Consider the following 16,478-nt stretch of genomic DNA (forward strand, 5'->3'; position numbering starts at 1 on the left):
TTTCGGGGCATGTGCAGGAATTTCCGTGGGGATGGGGCCTTGCGAACCCGGACGCATTTTCGTCCGGGCCGAAATCGGCTACGCTGCCCCACATGAAGACATACCTCGTGGGCGGAGCCGTACGCGACCTGCTGCTGGGCAGGCCGATACACGACCATGACGTGGCCTTTGAAGGCGACGCGGCGTGTTTTGTACGGCAGAACCCGGGTGCCCGCAAGGTTGGCCGCGACGTTGACGTGTACCTGCTGGACGGCGTGGAGCACATGCCCTTGCGCGGCACGCTGGATGAAGACCTGGCCGCCCGCGACTTCACCATCAACGCCCTGGCGCTGTCTGTCGCAGGGGTGGTGCATGCCCACCCGCAGGCGTTGCGCGACCTTGCGGACCGCGTGCTGCGCCCGGCATCGCCCACGGCGCTGGCCGACAGCCCGGTGCGGGCCTTCCGCGCCGCGCGCTTTGCCGCACAGTTTCCCGACTTTTCAGTACACCCGGAAACACTGGACCAGATGCGCACCACGGCCCGCAGCGGTGCGCTGGCCGGTCTGCCCGCCGAGCAGGTCTGCCGGGAAACCATGAAGGCCCTGGCCGCGCCCTGCCCCGGCCGCTACCTGAAGGTGCTGCATGCGGGCGGCTGCCTGCTGCCGTGGTTTGCCGAATTGTCGGAAGCTCATGCGGTGCCCGCCGGACCTGTGCGTTATCACTCCGGTTCGGTGCTGGACCACGTGGCGCGGGTCATGGATATGGCCGCCGTGCTGGCCGGGCGCGAGCAGGACAGCGCCAAGACTCCGGAACATGCGGACGTCCGCCCCCTGGCAACGCAACCGGAACTGGTGACCTGGATGGCCCTGTGCCACGACCTTGGCAAAGTGACCACTGCCGCGGACGTGCTGCCGCACCATTACGGCCACGAGGATCGCGGCGCACCGCTGGCGCGGGCACTGGGGTCCCGACTGGGCATGCCCACCCGATTCATCGAGGCAGGTGATGCGGCGGCCCGGCTGCACATGCGCCTGGCCCGGCATGCGGAACTGCGCCCCGGTACGCGGGTGGACCTGCTGCTGGCGCTGCATGTGCGCGGCCTGCTGCCCGCCATGCGCCTGCTGGTGCTGGCCGATGGCACCGGCAAGGGCGTGGGCACAGGTCCCGACTGCGCATTGCGACAGCCGGAGGGCGTCCCCCCTGACCCGGACAAGGGTGCTCCTGTCGTTGCCGGGGGCGAATCCACGGTCGCTTCCGTTCCCGATGATCCCCTGCCCCCATACGAGCCGCCCCACATTCCCAAGGCTTGCCTGGCCCGGCTGGAAGCGTTGCGCCAACGCACCGAAGCCGAACTTGCCGTGCTGCTGGCCGTGAAGCTGCCGCCAGACCTGCGCAACAAGGGGGCCGCTTCCGGCGCGCACCTGCGCGAACTGCGCAGCATGGCCCTGGCCCGGTTGGACGAACGTTACGGCGCCGTGACCGGTCGAGCAGGCTGATCTGGCTGATCTGGCTGGCCGGGCTGTCTGGACCAGCCGGGCCTGCTCGCCCGGCAGGCCCGTTGAGCGCATCGGGGCCGTTGGTGCCAACCGGACCCAACAGGTTGGCGCCCCGCCCTCCTCCATCCGCAAAACGCAAAAGGCCCGGCGACAAATGCCACCGGGCCCCGTATGCGTCAGTCTGCGTCGGCTGGATAACCGCTTCGACTAGCCCTTGAAGGCCTTTTCGAAGTTGGGCACCACCTGCTTCTTGCGGCTCATCACGCCGTCAAGCCACACCGACGTGCCTTCGGGCTTCACGCCAAAGGCCTTTTCGACCATGGAGGCGTCGTCCGAAACGATCAGCATTTCGGAACCTTCCTTCATGATGTCGGTCAGCAGCAGGAACACCGAGTGACGGCCTTCGCCCTTCACCTTGGTGATTTCTTCGTACAGGCCGGCCTTCACGGGCTCGAGGATGGACAGGTCCACCACTTCCAGCTGGCCGATGCCGACCTTCTTGCCGCCCATGTCGAAGTCCTTGTAGTCGCGGAAGACCAGGTCCTTCATGGACGCGCCTTCAACGGCGGACTTCACCTTGAACATTTCCATGCCCAGGGCCATCACGTCGGCCACGCCCGCGATCTTGGCAAGGGCTTCGACAGCCTTCTTGTCTTCGGGGGTGCAGGTGACGGACTTGAACATGACGGTGTCGGACAGGATGGCGCACAGCAGGCCGCCGGCGATGGCCTTGGGCACTTCGATGCCGTAGAAGTCGTACATCGCCTTGATGACGGTACAGGAGCAACCCACCGGCCACACCCACATTTCCAGCGGGTTGGGGGTGGTCACGTCGCCCAGCTTGTGGTGGTCGACCACGCCGAGCAGTTCGGCGTCGGACAGGTCGGCGGGCAGCTGCGCACGTTCGGTGGTGTCAACCAGGATGACCTTCTGGCCAGCCACGGAGGTCACCACTTCGGGGGCCTTCAGGCCGAACTTGCCGAGGACGAATTCGGTTTCGGGGGTGCACGCACCCTGCGCGACCGGCTTGGCTTCGATGCCGCGCTTGGTCATCAGGTCGGCAACGCCGATGGCGGCGATGATGGAGTCGGTATCGGGGTTCATGTGACCAAGGACAAGAGCTGCCATGTCGGTATTCCTCCGTTGCATGTGGCATTGGGGTTTGGTGCTGCGAGTAGCTCGCATGCTGCTGCGAAATTGTTTGTGCCAAATAGCACAAACATTCCCGGCTGCCAAGTACCCCCGGCCCTCGCACCGTCAATTTCCGGTGACGAATGTGAATCAGATGAACGAAGCCGCCGACGCGGCCAGCAAGGCCATGGCAAAGGCCACATAGGCCCGGCGCAGGCGCAGCGCCAGCATGCCGCCCATGGCGCCCACGAACCACACATGGCCCCAGGCAATGCCGGGAACGGACGGAAGGTGCCCGATATAGTTGGACATCAACTCGATAGTTCCCACAAGCACAAGCAGGCACACGCAAAACAGGCCCAGGTTCAACGCAAACAACTCGCCCAGCGAGCGCACCATGATGCGCCACAGGGGCGAATCGCCCTTGCCGGGGTGTTCCGCCACCCTGCCCCAGTGCAACAGGTCGGTGTACTGCTGGTTGCGCCAGCGGCGGTGCAGGTACTCGACATGCGCACCGGCAAGGGCGGCAGGCAGTGCGAGCAGCGCGGGAATGGCCAGTTGTCCGGCGGATTCCAGGCCGAAGTGCCCGGCCACGCTCAGGGTCAGCAGCAGGGAAATGATGGAATTGGGGGGTATGTAGGTACCGGCGGGGAACAGATCGAGCCAGAACAGCTCAAGAAAGATGGCGAGGTGCATGGAAAGCTCCCACTCGCCGGTCATGACGGCCCACAGAAAGCCGATGGCGAGGGGGCGTTCCAGAAAGCCCAGGTTCAGCGAAAAGCGCAGCAGCGAAAAAACGGCAAAAAAAAAGCGATGGGCAGCGCCAGGGTAAGTACAGGCAGAAAGTCCGTCATGACCACCCCTTTATCTGCACCGGTTCGTTGGGCACGCAGCGAAAGTCCAGGGACACGGAGTGGCGGTTGAAGAAGCGCAGGCAGGCTTCGTCATCGTCGGAAACGGAAACATGCGCGCACAGCTGTTTCTTGCCGGGGGGGTAGTGCAGGTTGCCGATGTTCAGGGTGCTCATGCCCACTCCCGCGTCGAAGGCGCGGCGGGCGTCGGCGCACGTGGCGAAGAGCACGAGCGTGTCGTGCCCGTCGTCCGCGCGCCCGGTACAGTACTGGGCCAGGGCGTCCACCCGCACGAAGTGCACTTCCACCCGGCCGGGAATGGCCAGCGAGACGATCTGCTGTTGCAGGTCGTCAGCCGCCAGGGCGTCGTTGGCCACCAGCAGGCGTCGTGCCCCGGTGTAGGGCAGCCACGCCTCGATGATCTGGCCGTGCACCAGGCGGTTGTCGATGCGGAACCAGAGCATGGCCCTACCCGTTCTTGACCCGGCTGCGCAGCAGTTCGCCAGCCGCCACGATACCCTTGGCGCCCGCGTCGCGCGCATCGCGCGAAAGGGCGGCCAGATCGCCGTCGCGCCCGCCAAACACCTTGAGCAGCATGGGCAGGTTGACGCCGGTCAGCACTTCCACGTTGCCCTTGCCCAGCAGGGCCAGACTGAGGTTGGTGGGGGTGCCGCCGAACATGTCGGTAAGAATCATCACCCCGCGCCCGGTATCCAGGCGTTTTACCGCCTCGTTCAGCCGCTTCACCGTCTCGTCCACTTCCAGAGAGACGTCCACGCTGATGGAGGCGCAGTCCTGCACCGGCCCGAGTATGAATTCCGCCGCGCGCAGCAGCGCCGCGCCGTAGTCGGCATGGGTCACCAGAATCACGCCGATGCGCGATTCCGCGGCGGCCTGGCCGTCTCCGGGGTTGCCGCTGTCACTGTGGCCCTTGCGGGGCTGCCCTGGGTGATGCTGTTCGGTGGTGGACATGCTGGTGCGTTCAGGCCGAGCCTGATGTGGTTGGGGCAAGGTGTGGACGGTATGCCGTCCGGTGAAATCCGGTCCGACGCGCCACGGCGTCAGGTTCGGGCAGGACACCGACGCAAGCCTCGCATCCTTTCGTTCAACCCAGCTCCATGTGGCGGTGCTCTATGGATACGGCATAATCAGATTTTTTCAAGGCGCGAAGCAGGGCCTCCGCCACCGAGACCGAACGGTGCCGCCCGCCGGTGCAGCCGATGGCAATGGTCAGGCGATAACGCCCTTCCGTCTCGTACTGGGGCAGCAGAAAATGCAGAAAGTCCAGCAGCTTCGCCAGAAAGGCATCGCCGTGCCCCGCTTCCAGCACGTACTTGGCCACCGGCTCGTCCAGCCCGGACAAGGGGCGTAGGTCGGGCACGAAATAGGGATTGGGCAGAAAGCGCAGGTCGAACACCAGGTCCGCGTCGGCAGGCACGCCGTACTTGAACCCGAAGGTGACGATGTTGATGCGCAGCGACCGGATGCGCCCCTGGATGGTGCTCCACTTCTTCTGGATGACCCGGCGCAGGTCGTGGATGGAATAGCTGGAGGTGTCCACCACGAGGTCGGCGGTTTCGCGCACCGGGGCAAGGCGCAGCCGCTCCTGCTCCAGGGCCTGCTCCAGCCCCATGCCTTCGCTTTCCAGCGGGTGCGGGCGGCGGGTGGTGGCGTAGCGCCGGTTGAGCACGGGGGCGTTGGCCTCTATGAACACCACCGCCGGGCGCACGCCCATGCCCTGCAACCGTTCCAGCGACTTTTCCAGGTTGCGCACGAAGTTGCTTTCGCGCAGGTCCATGCCCAGCACCAGCCCCTGATAGTGGGACAGCGCCTCGCGGTTCAGGATGGTGACCATCTGCGGGGCCAGCGTTGCAGGCAGGCCGTCCACCGTGAAATAGCGCAGGTCTTCCAGCACGTTGAGCACCGTGCTTTTGCCTGCGCCGGACAACCCGGTAACGATGATGACGGGAAAGTCGGCGGCGGCCACCAGACTGTCCGCATCCGCGCCCCTGTCGGTTGCCGCTTGTCCGGAGCTGCCCGGCGCGCCGGGCGAACTGGACGCCGGGGCGGAAGGTGCGGGTGATGACGAGGCCTTGGTGGACATGGCAGACTCCTCGGGCGGCCCTTGCCGGGTGCCGTTTCGGGGGGGCGCGATGGCTGCGCGCCGGCGACGGGTGAGGATGATGCGCGATACGGCCCTGTGGTGCGCGATGCCCGGCACGGGCCAGCCGCCCAGGCGTGCTCTGCGCGTCAGGTGGTCCGCATGAGGGCCTTGAAGGCCTCGCCGTCCGGCGCGTCGAGCATGGCGCGGCGGAACTGCGGATCCTTCAGCAGGCGGGAGATGTGGGCCAGAATGCGCAGGTGCATGCCCGCCACCTGCTCCGGGGCCAGCACCAGGAAAAAGAGGTGGCAGGGTTTCATGTCCAGCGCATCGAAGTCGATGCCCGGCACGCTGCGCCCCACGGCCACCACGATGTCGCTGATGTTGGCCAGCTTGCCGTGGGGAATGGCCACGCCGTCGCCTATGCCGGTGGTTCCCAGCGACTCGCGGTCGTGCAGCACGCCCAGCGCAACGGCGGCATCCACTTCGGGATGCCGCCGCACCACGGCCTGCACGAGTTCCGCCAGCACCTCTTTCTTGGTGCCGGCGGAGAGCTCGGGCAGGATCAGATCATCGTGAAGATACTCCGAAAGCCTCATGTATGGTGCCTAGACGACCGGATCGATAAGGCCGAAATCGCCGTTACGACGCCGGTAGATGATGTTGACGCGTTCCACCTCGGCGTTCAGGAACACCAGGAACTCGTTGTCGCTCTGGTCGAGCTGCATGGCCGCTTCATCCATGTGCATGGGCTTGGGGGCGAAATGGTCGGTACCGGTGATGGTCCGCTCGTCGCCTTGGCCCATGGTGCCGAAGGTGAACACGTCGATGCCCTTGCCCAGCTTGTCGGACTGCACGGAACGGCGACGGTCCTTCTGCTTTTCGACCTGCTTGCGCAGCTGCGATTCCAGCTTTTCCAGCACCAGGTCGATGGTGGCGTACATGTCTTCGGACTGTTCGACGGCGGAGAAGGTAAAGCCGTCGCCAGCCATCTGCACTTCCGCCTTGTGGCGGAACTTGTCGACGGAAAGGTTCACCTGCATTTCCAGGGCGGACTTGCCGACGAACCGGCCAAGCTTTTCAAGACGGCGGCGGGCGTACTTCTTCAGGTGGTCGGAGGGTTCGAAGTTCTTGAAGGTGAAGGCGATGTTCATACGCACCTCCTGCGGTGAGAGTGGGAATGCGGTGCGCGGCCTGCACTTGTGGTGCTGCTGCCGGATGCCCCGCTGGAGACGGATATCGCCCTGCGCCGGGTGCGGCGCGGGGGGCAGCCCGTCAGAACAGTTCCTTCCGCTTGGAAGAGGAGGGAATGTCCATGGCAGTACGATACTTCGCAACGGTCCTGCGGGCAATATTGACTTTGAGCTGATCCTTCAAAATTTCGCCGATGCGCTCGTCGCTCAGCGGTTCGCGCGGGTCTTCGTCGCCGATCAGCTTCTTGATCAGCGCCTTGACGCTCTCGGAACCCACCTGGCTGCCGTCGTCCAGTTCCAGCGCACTGTTGAAGAAGAACTTCAACTCCATGATGCCGTGCGGCGTGGCCACGTACTTGCCGGTGGTAATGCGGCTGACGGTGGATTCATGCATGCCGATGTCGTCGGCGATGTCCTTCAGGATGAGCGGCTTCAGGCGCGAAACCCCGTCCTCGAAAAAGCCGCGCTGGTACTTCACGATGGATTCCACCACCTTGTACAGTGTACGCTGGCGCTGGTACAGGCTCTTGATGAGCCACGAGGCGGAGCGCATCTTTTCCTGGAAATATTCGCGTTCGCCCGCCGAAGCGGCCGCTGCGGCGGAGCGCTCGTACATGGTGCTCAACTGCAGGTGCGGCAGGCCGTCCTCGTTGAGCATGATGATGAAATCGTCGTCGTACTTGTAGACGTACACGTCGGGGCTGACGAACTGGGGGTCGCCCCCGCCGTAACTGGCGCCAGGCATGGGGTCCAGGGTCTGGATGAGGTCCAGATACTCCTTCAGGTCCTCCATGGTCAGGCGGAACTTGCGCAACAACGGCTTGTAGCGGCGCTTCTCCAGGTCTTCCAGGTGGTCGCGCACCAGTTCCACCAGCACCCTGTCGCGCGTGTAGCCCAGCATTTCTATCTGGACCAGCAGGCATTCCTGCGCGGTGCGCGCGGCCACGCCCACGGGGTCGAAGCGCTGCACGGCGTGCAGTACGGGGTCCACCTCGCCGGGGGTGACCCCCGCCATTTCGGCGATATCGTCCACCGTGGCGTGCAAATAGCCGGACGAAGCGATGTTGCCGATGATCACCTCGCCGATGTCCTTCTGCCGCTCGGTCAGCGAGGACAGGCGCAACTGCCACATCAGGTGCCCTTCCAGCGAGGGCTTGGCGGCGTAGCGCGCCTCGAACGAGGTCATTTCCTCGGGCAGTTCCGATTCGCGCACCGTGGACTGGCGGCTGGTGCTGGCGAAGTCGCCAAGGTAGTCTTCCCAGTCGGCATCGCGGGCGATTTCACGGTCGTAGGCGACATCCGCGGCAGGTTCGGCGGCTTCGCGCTGGTCGGGGGCCTCCTGCTGCGGCCCGTCGTCCTGGGCTTCTTCCAGAAACGGGTTTTCCAGCATTTCCTGCTGCACCGTCTCGACAAGCTCCAGCCGCGAAAGCTGCAACAGCCGGATGGCCTGTTGCAGTTGCGGCGTCATCACCAATTGCTGGGTGAGCTTGAGCTGTTGCCTGAGTTCCAATGCCATGCGTGGGCAACCCCTATGGTCCTGCGCCGAGGCCTGACGGCCTTGCGCTATGACCCTGTAACCTTGCGTTGAGGCCGAACGAGATGGCGACGCGACACGAGGCGCGCCGACAAGCAAGAAACGGCCCACTGTAGAAATGTGTTCCCTTCCCCAAGAGGTTAGGCAAACCATGCCATAGAAGCAAGATGTATGCAACCGCTGTCGCCAACACGTCGCAATCCCTCATTGCCATCCTGAAATCGATCGGCGGCACCGTGCAGCGCCACCCTTTTTCACGCAAGAAAAGCCGCAAGAGCCCGCAACGGATACGGCGCCCCCCGCACTGCGGAAGGCGCCGTGAAATGAAGACCGTATCGCTGCCGTCCGGCAGCGCCGCCGTGCAGGCTACAGGCAGAACCCCTCGCCCAGGTACACGTCCCGCGCACGGGGGTTGTCCACGATGTCCGCGGGGGCGCCTTCCAGAATCACCTCGCCCTGATGCACCAGGTAGGCCCGGTCACAGATGTGCAGGGTTTCACGCACGTTGTGGTCGGAGATGAGCACGCCGATGCCCCGGTTGCGCAGGCCGGTGATGAGCTGCTGGATGTCGTCCACGGCCAGCGGGTCGATACCGGCAAAGGGTTCGTCCAGCAGGATGAACTTGGGTTCGCGGATCATGGACCGGGCAATTTCCAGTCGTCGCCGCTCACCGCCGGAAAGGTGCATGGCCACGGAGTTGGCCAGGTGGGTGATGCCGAAGTCCTCCAGCAGCATGTCGCCGCGCTCTTTCTGCTGCGCCTTGGAAAGGCCGGTGTGCTCAAGAATCATCTGAAGATTCTGGCGTACCGTAAGACGGCGGAAGATGGAACTTTCCTGCGGCAGATAGCTCAGCCCCACCCGTGCCCGTTCGTGCAGGGGCCAGTCGGCGATGTCGCGGCCATCCAGCTCGACCCGTCCCGATGTCGGCTTGATGATGCCGATGAGCATGTAGAACGTGGTGGTCTTGCCCGCGCCGTTGGGACCCAGCAGGCCCACGGTCTCGCCCTGGGTCACCGCCAGCGATACGCCGCGCACCACCTCGCGCTGGCCGAACTGCTTGTGCAGGTCTTCTCCGCGCAGCACCGAACTCACTGGGCAGCCCCCTTGGGGGCGGCAGCGCCCGCGGAGGCGTCCTGTGTGTCCTTGGTGCCCTTGGAATCGGGCGTGGCCTTGGAATCGGACTTGGCCTTGGAATCGCCAAGGGGGTTCACGTCGCCGGACGAAGTGAACACCGCCTGCACCCGCTTGGTGGAGGTGCCGCGCACCTCGCTGCGGTTCTCGCGGGTGTAGAAGGTGATGACGTCGCCCTTGATGCTGTTCTCGCCTTCGTGCAGCACGGGGTTGCCTTCCATGACCAGCACGGCGTTGTCCACGGTGTAGGTGGCCTTCTCGCATTCACCGGTGCGGTTCTCGCGCTTCATGCGCACGTTGCGCTCGGCCACCATGCGGTCGATCTCGCCCGCGTCCATGCCACCGGGCCCAGCAGAACCGGCCGAGCTGGACGAACTGGACGAGGCAGACGCATCCGCCCCCTGCCCCGCCCCGGCCTTGCCGGGCTTGGCCGCCTTCTTGCGCAGGTGCAGGGTAATCTTTTCGGCCCACATCTCGAAGTCGGGCCGCTGGACGTACACGTCGCCTTCGAAGATCACCACCTGGCCCTTGGCGTCGTACTGCATGCGGTCGGACTTGACGGCGGTGGGCACGTCCCGGCGCACCTCGGTGCCCGACTTGGCGTCCGCCGCCACGGCGGGAACGGAAAAGGTCAACAGCAGCGCCACGCACAGCGCGGAGCGGATGCCGGTATGTCTCATTGCCTGGTCTCCTGCTTGGTTGACTTGGAAGCGCCCGTGCCCTGTTGTGCGGCCTTGGCCGCAGGGGTCTTCTGGGCCGGTTTCTTGTTCTCCGGCGCCTTCTGAACGGCCTTCTTTTGCACGGCGGCCTTCTGGGAGGACTCTTTGTGGGACGCCTGAGGAGCGGTGGCCTTGCCCGACACGGGCTGATCGTTTTCGCCGCCAGTACGCGGGGCCAGCAACATGGACACACCGTCGCTGCCGCGCAGCACGTCGGCGGCCATGTCCCATTCCAGCCTGGTGGCGTTGCCCGAAAGGCTCTGCCCCTCTATGCGCGCCCCTTCCGGAAAATACATGGTCCGGCTGGTGCCGTTGTACACCATCAGATGGGCAAACAGTTCGTGGCGGTCGTGGGTGGCATGCACCTCGTCCCACATGCGCATCATCTGCGCCTGCTGCTGCACTTCGCCCTTTCTGGCCACGATGTGCAGCTGTTTGCCGCCGTCCATCTGGTAGACGATGTCGGGGCTGTCCACGTCGATGATGTTGTTGTTCTGGTGCAGTTGCGCCCAGGTGGCCTTCAGTCGCCACAGTTCGATGCCCTTTTCGCCCTGCACCAGTTCAATGCCCTTCATGGCCACGCCCACGGCCTCTTCCAGCGTGGCGGGGTCTGTGGCGGCCCCGGCCATGGCCGATTCCAGCGCCTTGCGCATTCCTGCCTGCCAGCGCCACACCGCGGCACCGCCGACAACCAGCGCCACCAGCAGCAGAATCAACAGCGTACGGCGTCTCATGCCTGCTCCGGCCAGCTTTCCAGCATGCGATCCAGCAGCCCCTGCTCGCTCAGCAGAAAACGGATTGCCTCGCGCACTGCGCCGTGCCCGCCGTTGGCGGTGGTTATGTAGCGCGCCAGGGCCTTGACCTCGGGCTGGGCATTGGCAACGGCCATGGGCAGACCCACCAGCTTCAGGGGGCCGAAGTCCACCCAGTCGTCGCCAAGGTAGGCCACCTGCGGCCATTCAAGATGGTACTTGCGGCGGATACCGTCGATGCACTCCGACTTGTCCAGAAAACCGGCATGGTAGTCCTTGATGCCCAGGCCGCGGATGCGCGCTTCCACCGCGCCGGAGGTCAGCCCGGTGATCACGGCCACGGTAATGCCCGCGGCCTGCGCCAGCTTGATGCCCAGGCCGTCCTGCACGTTGAACCGCTTGGTCACCCGGCCTTCATCGTCGTAGTACAGGCCGCCGTCGGTCATTACCCCGTCCACGTCCAGCACCAGCAGCGAGATGGATCGGGCCAAATCTTGGGCCAAATCTTGGGCCTGGTCTTGGTCCAGATCTTCAGATCGCATACGGCAGGCTCCAGAGGGCGGCAAAGTCACGCAGCAGCGGGGCCAGCTTGTCCAGCGGCCAGCTGTTGGGGCCGTCGCACAGGGCATGGTCGGGGTCGGGGTGGGTTTCCAGGAATACCCCGTCCACCCCGGCGGCCACGGCAGCGCGGGACAGCATGGGCACGAAGCGGCGGTCACCGCCGGACGAGGTTCCCTTGCCGCCGGGCAGTTGCACGGAGTGGGTGGCGTCGAACACCACCGGCACGCCGTAGCCCTGCATGATGGGCAGCGAGCGGAAATCCACGACCAGATTGTTGTAGCCGAAGCTGGCTCCGCGTTCCGTCAGAAGGATGCGCTGGTTGCCGGTGGAGCGCAGCTTGTCCAGCGCGGGCGCCATGTCCCACGGGGCCACGAACTGGCCCTTCTTGACGTTGACCACCCTGCCCGTCTGCGCGGCGGCCAGCAGCAGGCTGGTCTGGCGACACAAAAAGGCGGGAATCTGGAGCACGTCGGCCACTTCGGCCACGGGTTTCGCCTGTTCCGGCTCGTGGATGTCGGTGACGACAGGCAGGCCTGTTTCCTGCTTGATGCGGGCCAGCCATTCCATGCCGCGCACAAGGCCGGGGCCGCGAAAGCCATCCAGCGAGGTGCGGTTGGCCTTGTCCCACGAACTCTTGAACACGGCGAACAGCCCGGCTGCCTCTGCGGCCTCGCGCACGGCGTGGGCGGTGTCCAGGGCCAGTTCCAGACTTTCCAGGGCGCATGGCCCGGCGAATATGAACCGGCGCGCCCGCAGGCGCTCGTACAGGGCATCCGGCGTCATGCCGCCGGCAGAAGCCGGGGCGACCGGTGATGCAGGGGCCGGGATGGTGCTGGGTGATTCGGGATGCATGGTTCTCCGTGGCGGTAGGCACGCGGCCGCCAGGCCTTGGGCACGCTGGCTGGCGTGCACGGCTGGCGGCGCGTTCCGGAAAGATGCTGCGTCATGTCCAGAATGGGCGCGGGACGGAAACGGCGTGTCCCCCTGCCCCGCCGGACGCTTTTACCATCAGTCGGCACCTTTCGCCACATCGGGGTGAAGGCGGTCCGGCGATGGGCCGAGGTTTAAGAATGCGACGGAATCGCGGCGCGTCAAGGGGTAGGAAATTGAGCCCCGCACGGCGTCGGGCCAGCATGCGGCATGCCCGCTTCCGCCCATCCCTCACAGACGGCAACGCGCCTTCCGCCGGGGAAGGCGCGTTGCCTCATATCCGTAATGTGCGTGCCGGGGCGCGCTACTTGCCCTTCTTGCCGCCGCCCAGGGCTTCCTTCTTGGCCGCCTTGATGAATTCGCGGAACAAGGGGTGCGGGCGCATGGGGTTGGACTTGAACTCGGGGTGGAACTGGCAGCCCAGGAACCACGGATGGTCGGGCAGTTCCACGATTTCCACCAGTTCACCGTCGGGCGAAAGGCCGCTGAACACCAAGCCCTTTTCGGCCATGGCCTCGAAGTAGGCCTTGTTGAACTCGAAGCGGTGGCGGTGGCGTTCGTCCACGCGTTCGGCGCCGTAGGCGTCCCACGCCTTGGTGCCGGGCACCACCACGCAGGGGTACGCGCCAAGGCGCAGGGTGCCGCCCTTGTCGCTGGAGGCGTCGCGCCGTTCCACCGCGCCCTTGCGGAAGTCGTACCACTCGGTCATCAGGTAGATGACCTTGTTGTCGGTAAGCTCGTTGAATTCTTCAGAGTTGGCGTCTACAAGCCCCAGCACGTTGCGGGCGTATTCAATGACAGCGCACTGCATGCCAAGGCAGATGCCGAAGAAGGGAATCTTGTGTTCGCGCGCGTGGCGAATGGAGCGGATCTTGCCTTCCACGCCGCGATGCCCGAAGCCGCCCGGCACCAAGATGCCGTCGCACCCGGCCAGCTTTTCGGCCACGTTGGCCTCGGTGATCTCTTCCGAGTTCACGTAGCGCAGGTTCACCTTGACCTTGTTGGCCACGCCGCCGTGAATCAGCGCCTCGTGCAGGCTCTTGTACGCTTCCTTGAGGTCCACGTACTTGCCCACGATGCCGATGGTCACCTGCCCTTCGGGGTTGGAACAGGTATGGATCAGCGTCTCCCACGATTCCAGGTTGGCGTTCTTGGCGGGCAGGCGCAGCATGATGGCGATCTTCTGGTCGAAGCCTTCTTCGTAGAAGCGCAGCGGCACCTCGTAAATGTTGTCCACGTCCACGGACGAGAACACGGCGTCCTGATCCACGTCGCAGAACAGGGCGATCTTGCGCTTGAGGTCGACGCTGATGGCCTTTTCGCAACGGCACAGGATGATGTCGGGCTGGATGCCGATGGAGCGCAGTTCCTTGACGCTGTGCTGGGTGGGCTTGGTCTTGTGCTCGCCCGCGGCCTTCAGGTAGGGCACCAGCGTCAGGTGGACGTACAGGCAGTGGTCCTTGCCCAGGTCGCCGCGCAGCTGGCGGATGGCTTCCAGAAAGGGCAGGCCTTCGATGTCGCCCACGGTGCCGCCGATTTCGATCAGCGCCACGTCCGGCTCGTCCTCGGCCAGGCCAAGGATGGCGTTCTTGATCTCGTCGGTCACGTGCGGGATGACCTGCACGGTGCCGCCAAGATAGTCGCCCCGGCGTTCCTTGGTGATGACGCGGTTGTAGATGGACCCCGAGGTGTAGTTGTTCTTCTGCGACAGCGACTCGCCCAGGTACCGCTCGTAGTGACCGAGGTCGAGGTCGGTTTCCGCGCCGTCATCGGTGACGTACACTTCGCCGTGCTGGAACGGGTTCATCGTGCCGGGGTCGACGTTGATGTAGGGGTCGAGCTTCTGGATGGTTACCTTGAGCCCACGGGCCTTCAGCAGCGCTCCGATGGAGGCGGCGGCCAGCCCCTTGCCGAGCGAGGACAGCACGCCCCCGGTGATGAATATGAACTTGGTCTTCATGAAACTCCTGCCTGAGTGACTGGTTGCTCTCGCTCGCGGCGCGCAGACCTTGCCGCACGCCCGTTACAGCGCTCGCCCTTCGGTTGACGCGATACGCAAAAAAACGCCATCAGGACCTTATGCCACATTTTCGGCATGAAGGTCAGCCGTTGACGTAATGTACCACTGGAACGTAATATCGACGGTCCCGGCTATCCCCAGCGCACGGCAGCATTGCCGCAGCGCCTGAAACAGCGGGCGCAGGACAGCGGAAACGGTTCGGGCACGGCCCCCGTTTCCGCAGCGTCGTTCAGGCGTCCGAAAATTTTTCCGGCCACTTTCGCGGAAACGTCCTTGACGGGCAGGCCCCATCCGGGCATGCGTCCCCACAGGCATGCGGACATGCCCGATGGCATGTCCGGGATCAGCCGGACGGCGCAGCGCTGACGAGTAGCTAGTCGAGGCACATCCCCCTGTCAAGACAGTCAGGACAGACAAGAAACCCATCGAGGAGCAGCGCATGGCGCAGGTGAACACGCTGGTCATCACCGGCTACGGCACGAACTCGCACGAGGAATCCGCCCACGCGGCCCGCCTTGCCGGTGCCGACCGGGCGGATGTGGCGCATTTCGCCGACATCGTGGCCCGCAGGATCAAGATCGAGGACTACAATTTCATCGTCTTTCCCGGCGGCTTTCTGGACGGGGACGACCTTGGCGCGGCCCACGCCGCCGCGCAACGCTGGCTGCACCTTTCCGACGCCGACGGGCAGGCCCTGCTGGACCGCCTGAAGGAATTCGTGGCCCGCGGCGGCCTGGCCATCGGCATCTGCAACGGCTTTCAGCTGCTGGTGAAGCTGGGCCTTCTGCCCGCGCTGGACGGCAAGTACTTCGAGCGGCAGGTGTCGCTGGGCCATAACGATTCGGCCCGCTACGAAGACCGCTGGGTGACCCTGAAGGTGAACCCTGCCAGCCCCTGCGTGTTCACCAGGGGCATCGAAACCCTGTACGTGCCCGTGCGCCACGGCGAAGGCAAGCTGGTGCCGCTGGACGACGAGGTGATGGGCCGACTGGTGGCCGAAAACCTTATCACCCTGCAATACGCCCACCCGGAAACCGGCGCGGTGACCATGGAATACCCGTGGAACCCCAACGGTTCGCCGCTGGGCATTGCCGGGCTGACCGACCCGTCCGGGCGCATCCTGGGCCTGATGCCCCACCCCGAAGCCTTCAACCACCCCACCAACCATCCGGGCTGGACGCGGGGTGAGCCTGCGACCCTCGGCACTGTGCTGTTCGAAAACGCGGTACGCCACCTGCGCGGCCAATAATCCGAAAAAGTCGCGCGGGGAACCCGCCACCTTGGGCACCGTGCTGTTCGAAAACGCGGTACGCCACCTGCGCGGCCAATAGTCCGAGGCAATTCGGAACCCGCACAGGCACCGCCACATATCCGCACATGACGCGGGAAGGGAATGCACGCATCCCCTTCCCGCGTTTCGCGTTGTTGAGCCTGGCACCTTTTCAAGCGGGGGCCGGGACTGTATAGGCGAAAGGTGCGGTACGCGGGCGTGGTCGCGCAATCCCGTATCGCAATACCCTACCCGTCAAGCCCTTGGAGGAGCGCACGCCATGATTCACTGCCATGTCTGCGGCGTCGATGCCTCCACCGGCTGGGTGCTCGGCTTCGTGCCGTCGCCCGACAACCTGAAGATGGCCCTGTGCCGTGAACACGACACCCGGGACAACCGCAAGTTGGTCAAGACGGCATGGCGCGCCCTGATGGAGCGTGAAATACATGCCATGAACGAGCTTTCCGGCCACAAGGCGGGCGCGGTGCAGCGCTGGCGGCTGGACATCGCGTTCATCGACGGGGGTACGGTGACCCAGGACTGCCTGGAATGCATCGCCACCCCGCAGGCCACCCTGCAGGTACTGCTGCCGGACGGCACCCTGCGCTTCTACCCCCTGCCCCAGATCCGCCGCTACGACCTGCGCCCCGTGCCCGCCCCTGCTGCGGACAAGGCGTAGACTGCCACGCGCTAGCTGCCCGACTTGCCCGCCGAACCTGGCCAGGCCATCCGGGGAGTTTCGTTCCCGCGCCGTCTTACCCGGCTTCGTCCCCTTCCGGTTCATGCCCGAGTTGACAGGCACCGCCTGCG

The 16,478-nt window shown here is 65.0% G+C and carries 16 protein-coding genes and 1 pseudogene; 3 read left to right on the plus strand and 14 right to left on the minus strand.

Annotated features, from left to right (window positions below; translation table 11 throughout):
• Positions 1-92: 92 nt before the first annotated feature.
• Complete coding sequence (locus DESTE_RS02405; protein ID WP_035064611.1) at positions 93-1,475, plus strand: HD domain-containing protein; 1,383 nt, start codon at positions 93-95, stop codon at positions 1,473-1,475.
• Between the two features lie 207 nt (positions 1,476-1,682).
• Here DESTE_RS02405 and DESTE_RS02410 read toward each other — a convergent pair whose 3' ends face one another.
• The 14 genes and pseudogenes from DESTE_RS02410 to DESTE_RS02475 all read right to left on the minus strand — a co-directional run bounded on the left by DESTE_RS02410 (position 1,683) and on the right by DESTE_RS02475 (position 14,338).
• A complete protein-coding gene (locus tag DESTE_RS02410) occupies positions 1,683-2,603 on the minus strand; it encodes a manganese-dependent inorganic pyrophosphatase (RefSeq protein ID WP_035064613.1) in 921 nt (306 codons plus the stop codon).
• Between the two features lie 153 nt (positions 2,604-2,756).
• Positions 2,757-3,401 (minus strand): annotated as a pseudogene (locus DESTE_RS02415) (PTS sugar transporter subunit IIC); the annotation flags it as partial.
• Positions 3,402-3,456: 55 nt separating this feature from the next.
• Positions 3,457-3,921, minus strand: coding sequence for a PTS sugar transporter subunit IIB (locus tag DESTE_RS02420; protein ID WP_035064620.1), 465 nt, complete (start codon positions 3,919-3,921; stop codon positions 3,457-3,459).
• A gap of 4 nt (positions 3,922-3,925) precedes the next feature.
• On the minus strand, positions 3,926-4,429 hold the full coding sequence (locus DESTE_RS02425) for a PTS sugar transporter subunit IIA (RefSeq protein WP_156925240.1): 504 nt from the start codon (positions 4,427-4,429) through the stop codon (positions 3,926-3,928).
• A gap of 133 nt (positions 4,430-4,562) precedes the next feature.
• Positions 4,563-5,561 (minus strand): RNase adapter RapZ, encoded by a 999-nt coding sequence (gene rapZ / locus DESTE_RS02430; protein WP_425411681.1) that lies wholly within the window; start codon positions 5,559-5,561, stop codon positions 4,563-4,565.
• A gap of 146 nt (positions 5,562-5,707) precedes the next feature.
• Positions 5,708-6,157: a PTS sugar transporter subunit IIA gene (locus tag DESTE_RS02435; RefSeq protein WP_035064623.1), complete on the minus strand. Its 450-nt coding sequence runs from the start codon at positions 6,155-6,157 to the stop codon at positions 5,708-5,710.
• Between the two features lie 9 nt (positions 6,158-6,166).
• Complete coding sequence (gene hpf / locus DESTE_RS02440) at positions 6,167-6,712, minus strand: ribosome hibernation-promoting factor, HPF/YfiA family (protein WP_035064626.1); 546 nt, start codon at positions 6,710-6,712, stop codon at positions 6,167-6,169.
• A 121-nt stretch (positions 6,713-6,833) separates the two neighbouring features.
• Positions 6,834-8,267 carry an RNA polymerase factor sigma-54 gene (gene rpoN, locus DESTE_RS02445; protein ID WP_035064628.1) on the minus strand — a complete coding sequence of 478 codons (1,434 nt, stop codon included), beginning with the start codon at positions 8,265-8,267 and terminating at the stop codon, positions 6,834-6,836.
• Between the two features lie 384 nt (positions 8,268-8,651).
• Entirely contained in the window at positions 8,652-9,377 is a 726-nt protein-coding gene (lptB, locus tag DESTE_RS02450; protein ID WP_035064630.1) for an LPS export ABC transporter ATP-binding protein, read from the minus strand.
• The gene (locus DESTE_RS02455; protein WP_035064633.1) at positions 9,374-10,096 is read right to left on the minus strand and encodes an LptA/OstA family protein; all 723 of its coding nucleotides are present in this window, start codon (positions 10,094-10,096) and stop codon (positions 9,374-9,376) included. Before DESTE_RS02455 ends, lptB begins: the two co-directional genes overlap by 4 nt.
• On the minus strand, positions 10,093-10,869 hold the full coding sequence (gene lptC / locus DESTE_RS02460; protein WP_035064636.1) for an LPS export ABC transporter periplasmic protein LptC: 777 nt from the start codon (positions 10,867-10,869) through the stop codon (positions 10,093-10,095). Before lptC ends, DESTE_RS02455 begins: the two co-directional genes overlap by 4 nt.
• Complete coding sequence (locus DESTE_RS02465) at positions 10,866-11,429, minus strand: KdsC family phosphatase (RefSeq protein ID WP_051384264.1); 564 nt, start codon at positions 11,427-11,429, stop codon at positions 10,866-10,868. Before DESTE_RS02465 ends, lptC begins: the two co-directional genes overlap by 4 nt.
• Positions 11,419-12,231 carry a 3-deoxy-8-phosphooctulonate synthase gene (gene kdsA / locus DESTE_RS02470; protein ID WP_035069465.1) on the minus strand — a complete coding sequence of 271 codons (813 nt, stop codon included), beginning with the start codon at positions 12,229-12,231 and terminating at the stop codon, positions 11,419-11,421. The genes DESTE_RS02465 and kdsA overlap by 11 nt, the downstream gene beginning before the upstream one ends.
• 451 nt (positions 12,232-12,682) lie before the next feature.
• Entirely contained in the window at positions 12,683-14,338 is a 1,656-nt protein-coding gene (locus DESTE_RS02475) for a CTP synthase (protein ID WP_035064638.1), read from the minus strand.
• A 499-nt stretch (positions 14,339-14,837) separates the two neighbouring features.
• Between DESTE_RS02475 and DESTE_RS02485 the strand changes: the two genes are divergently transcribed.
• Entirely contained in the window at positions 14,838-15,647 is an 810-nt protein-coding gene (locus tag DESTE_RS02485; protein ID WP_035064643.1) for a phosphoribosylformylglycinamidine synthase subunit PurQ, read from the plus strand.
• Between the two features lie 301 nt (positions 15,648-15,948).
• The gene (locus DESTE_RS02490; protein WP_035064646.1) at positions 15,949-16,347 is read left to right on the plus strand and encodes a hypothetical protein; all 399 of its coding nucleotides are present in this window, start codon (positions 15,949-15,951) and stop codon (positions 16,345-16,347) included.
• The last annotated feature ends 131 nt before the right edge of the window (positions 16,348-16,478 follow it).

This window comes from Nitratidesulfovibrio termitidis HI1 (assembly GCF_000504305.1).
In the GTDB taxonomy this organism is placed as follows: domain Bacteria; phylum Desulfobacterota; class Desulfovibrionia; order Desulfovibrionales; family Desulfovibrionaceae; genus Cupidesulfovibrio; species Cupidesulfovibrio termitidis.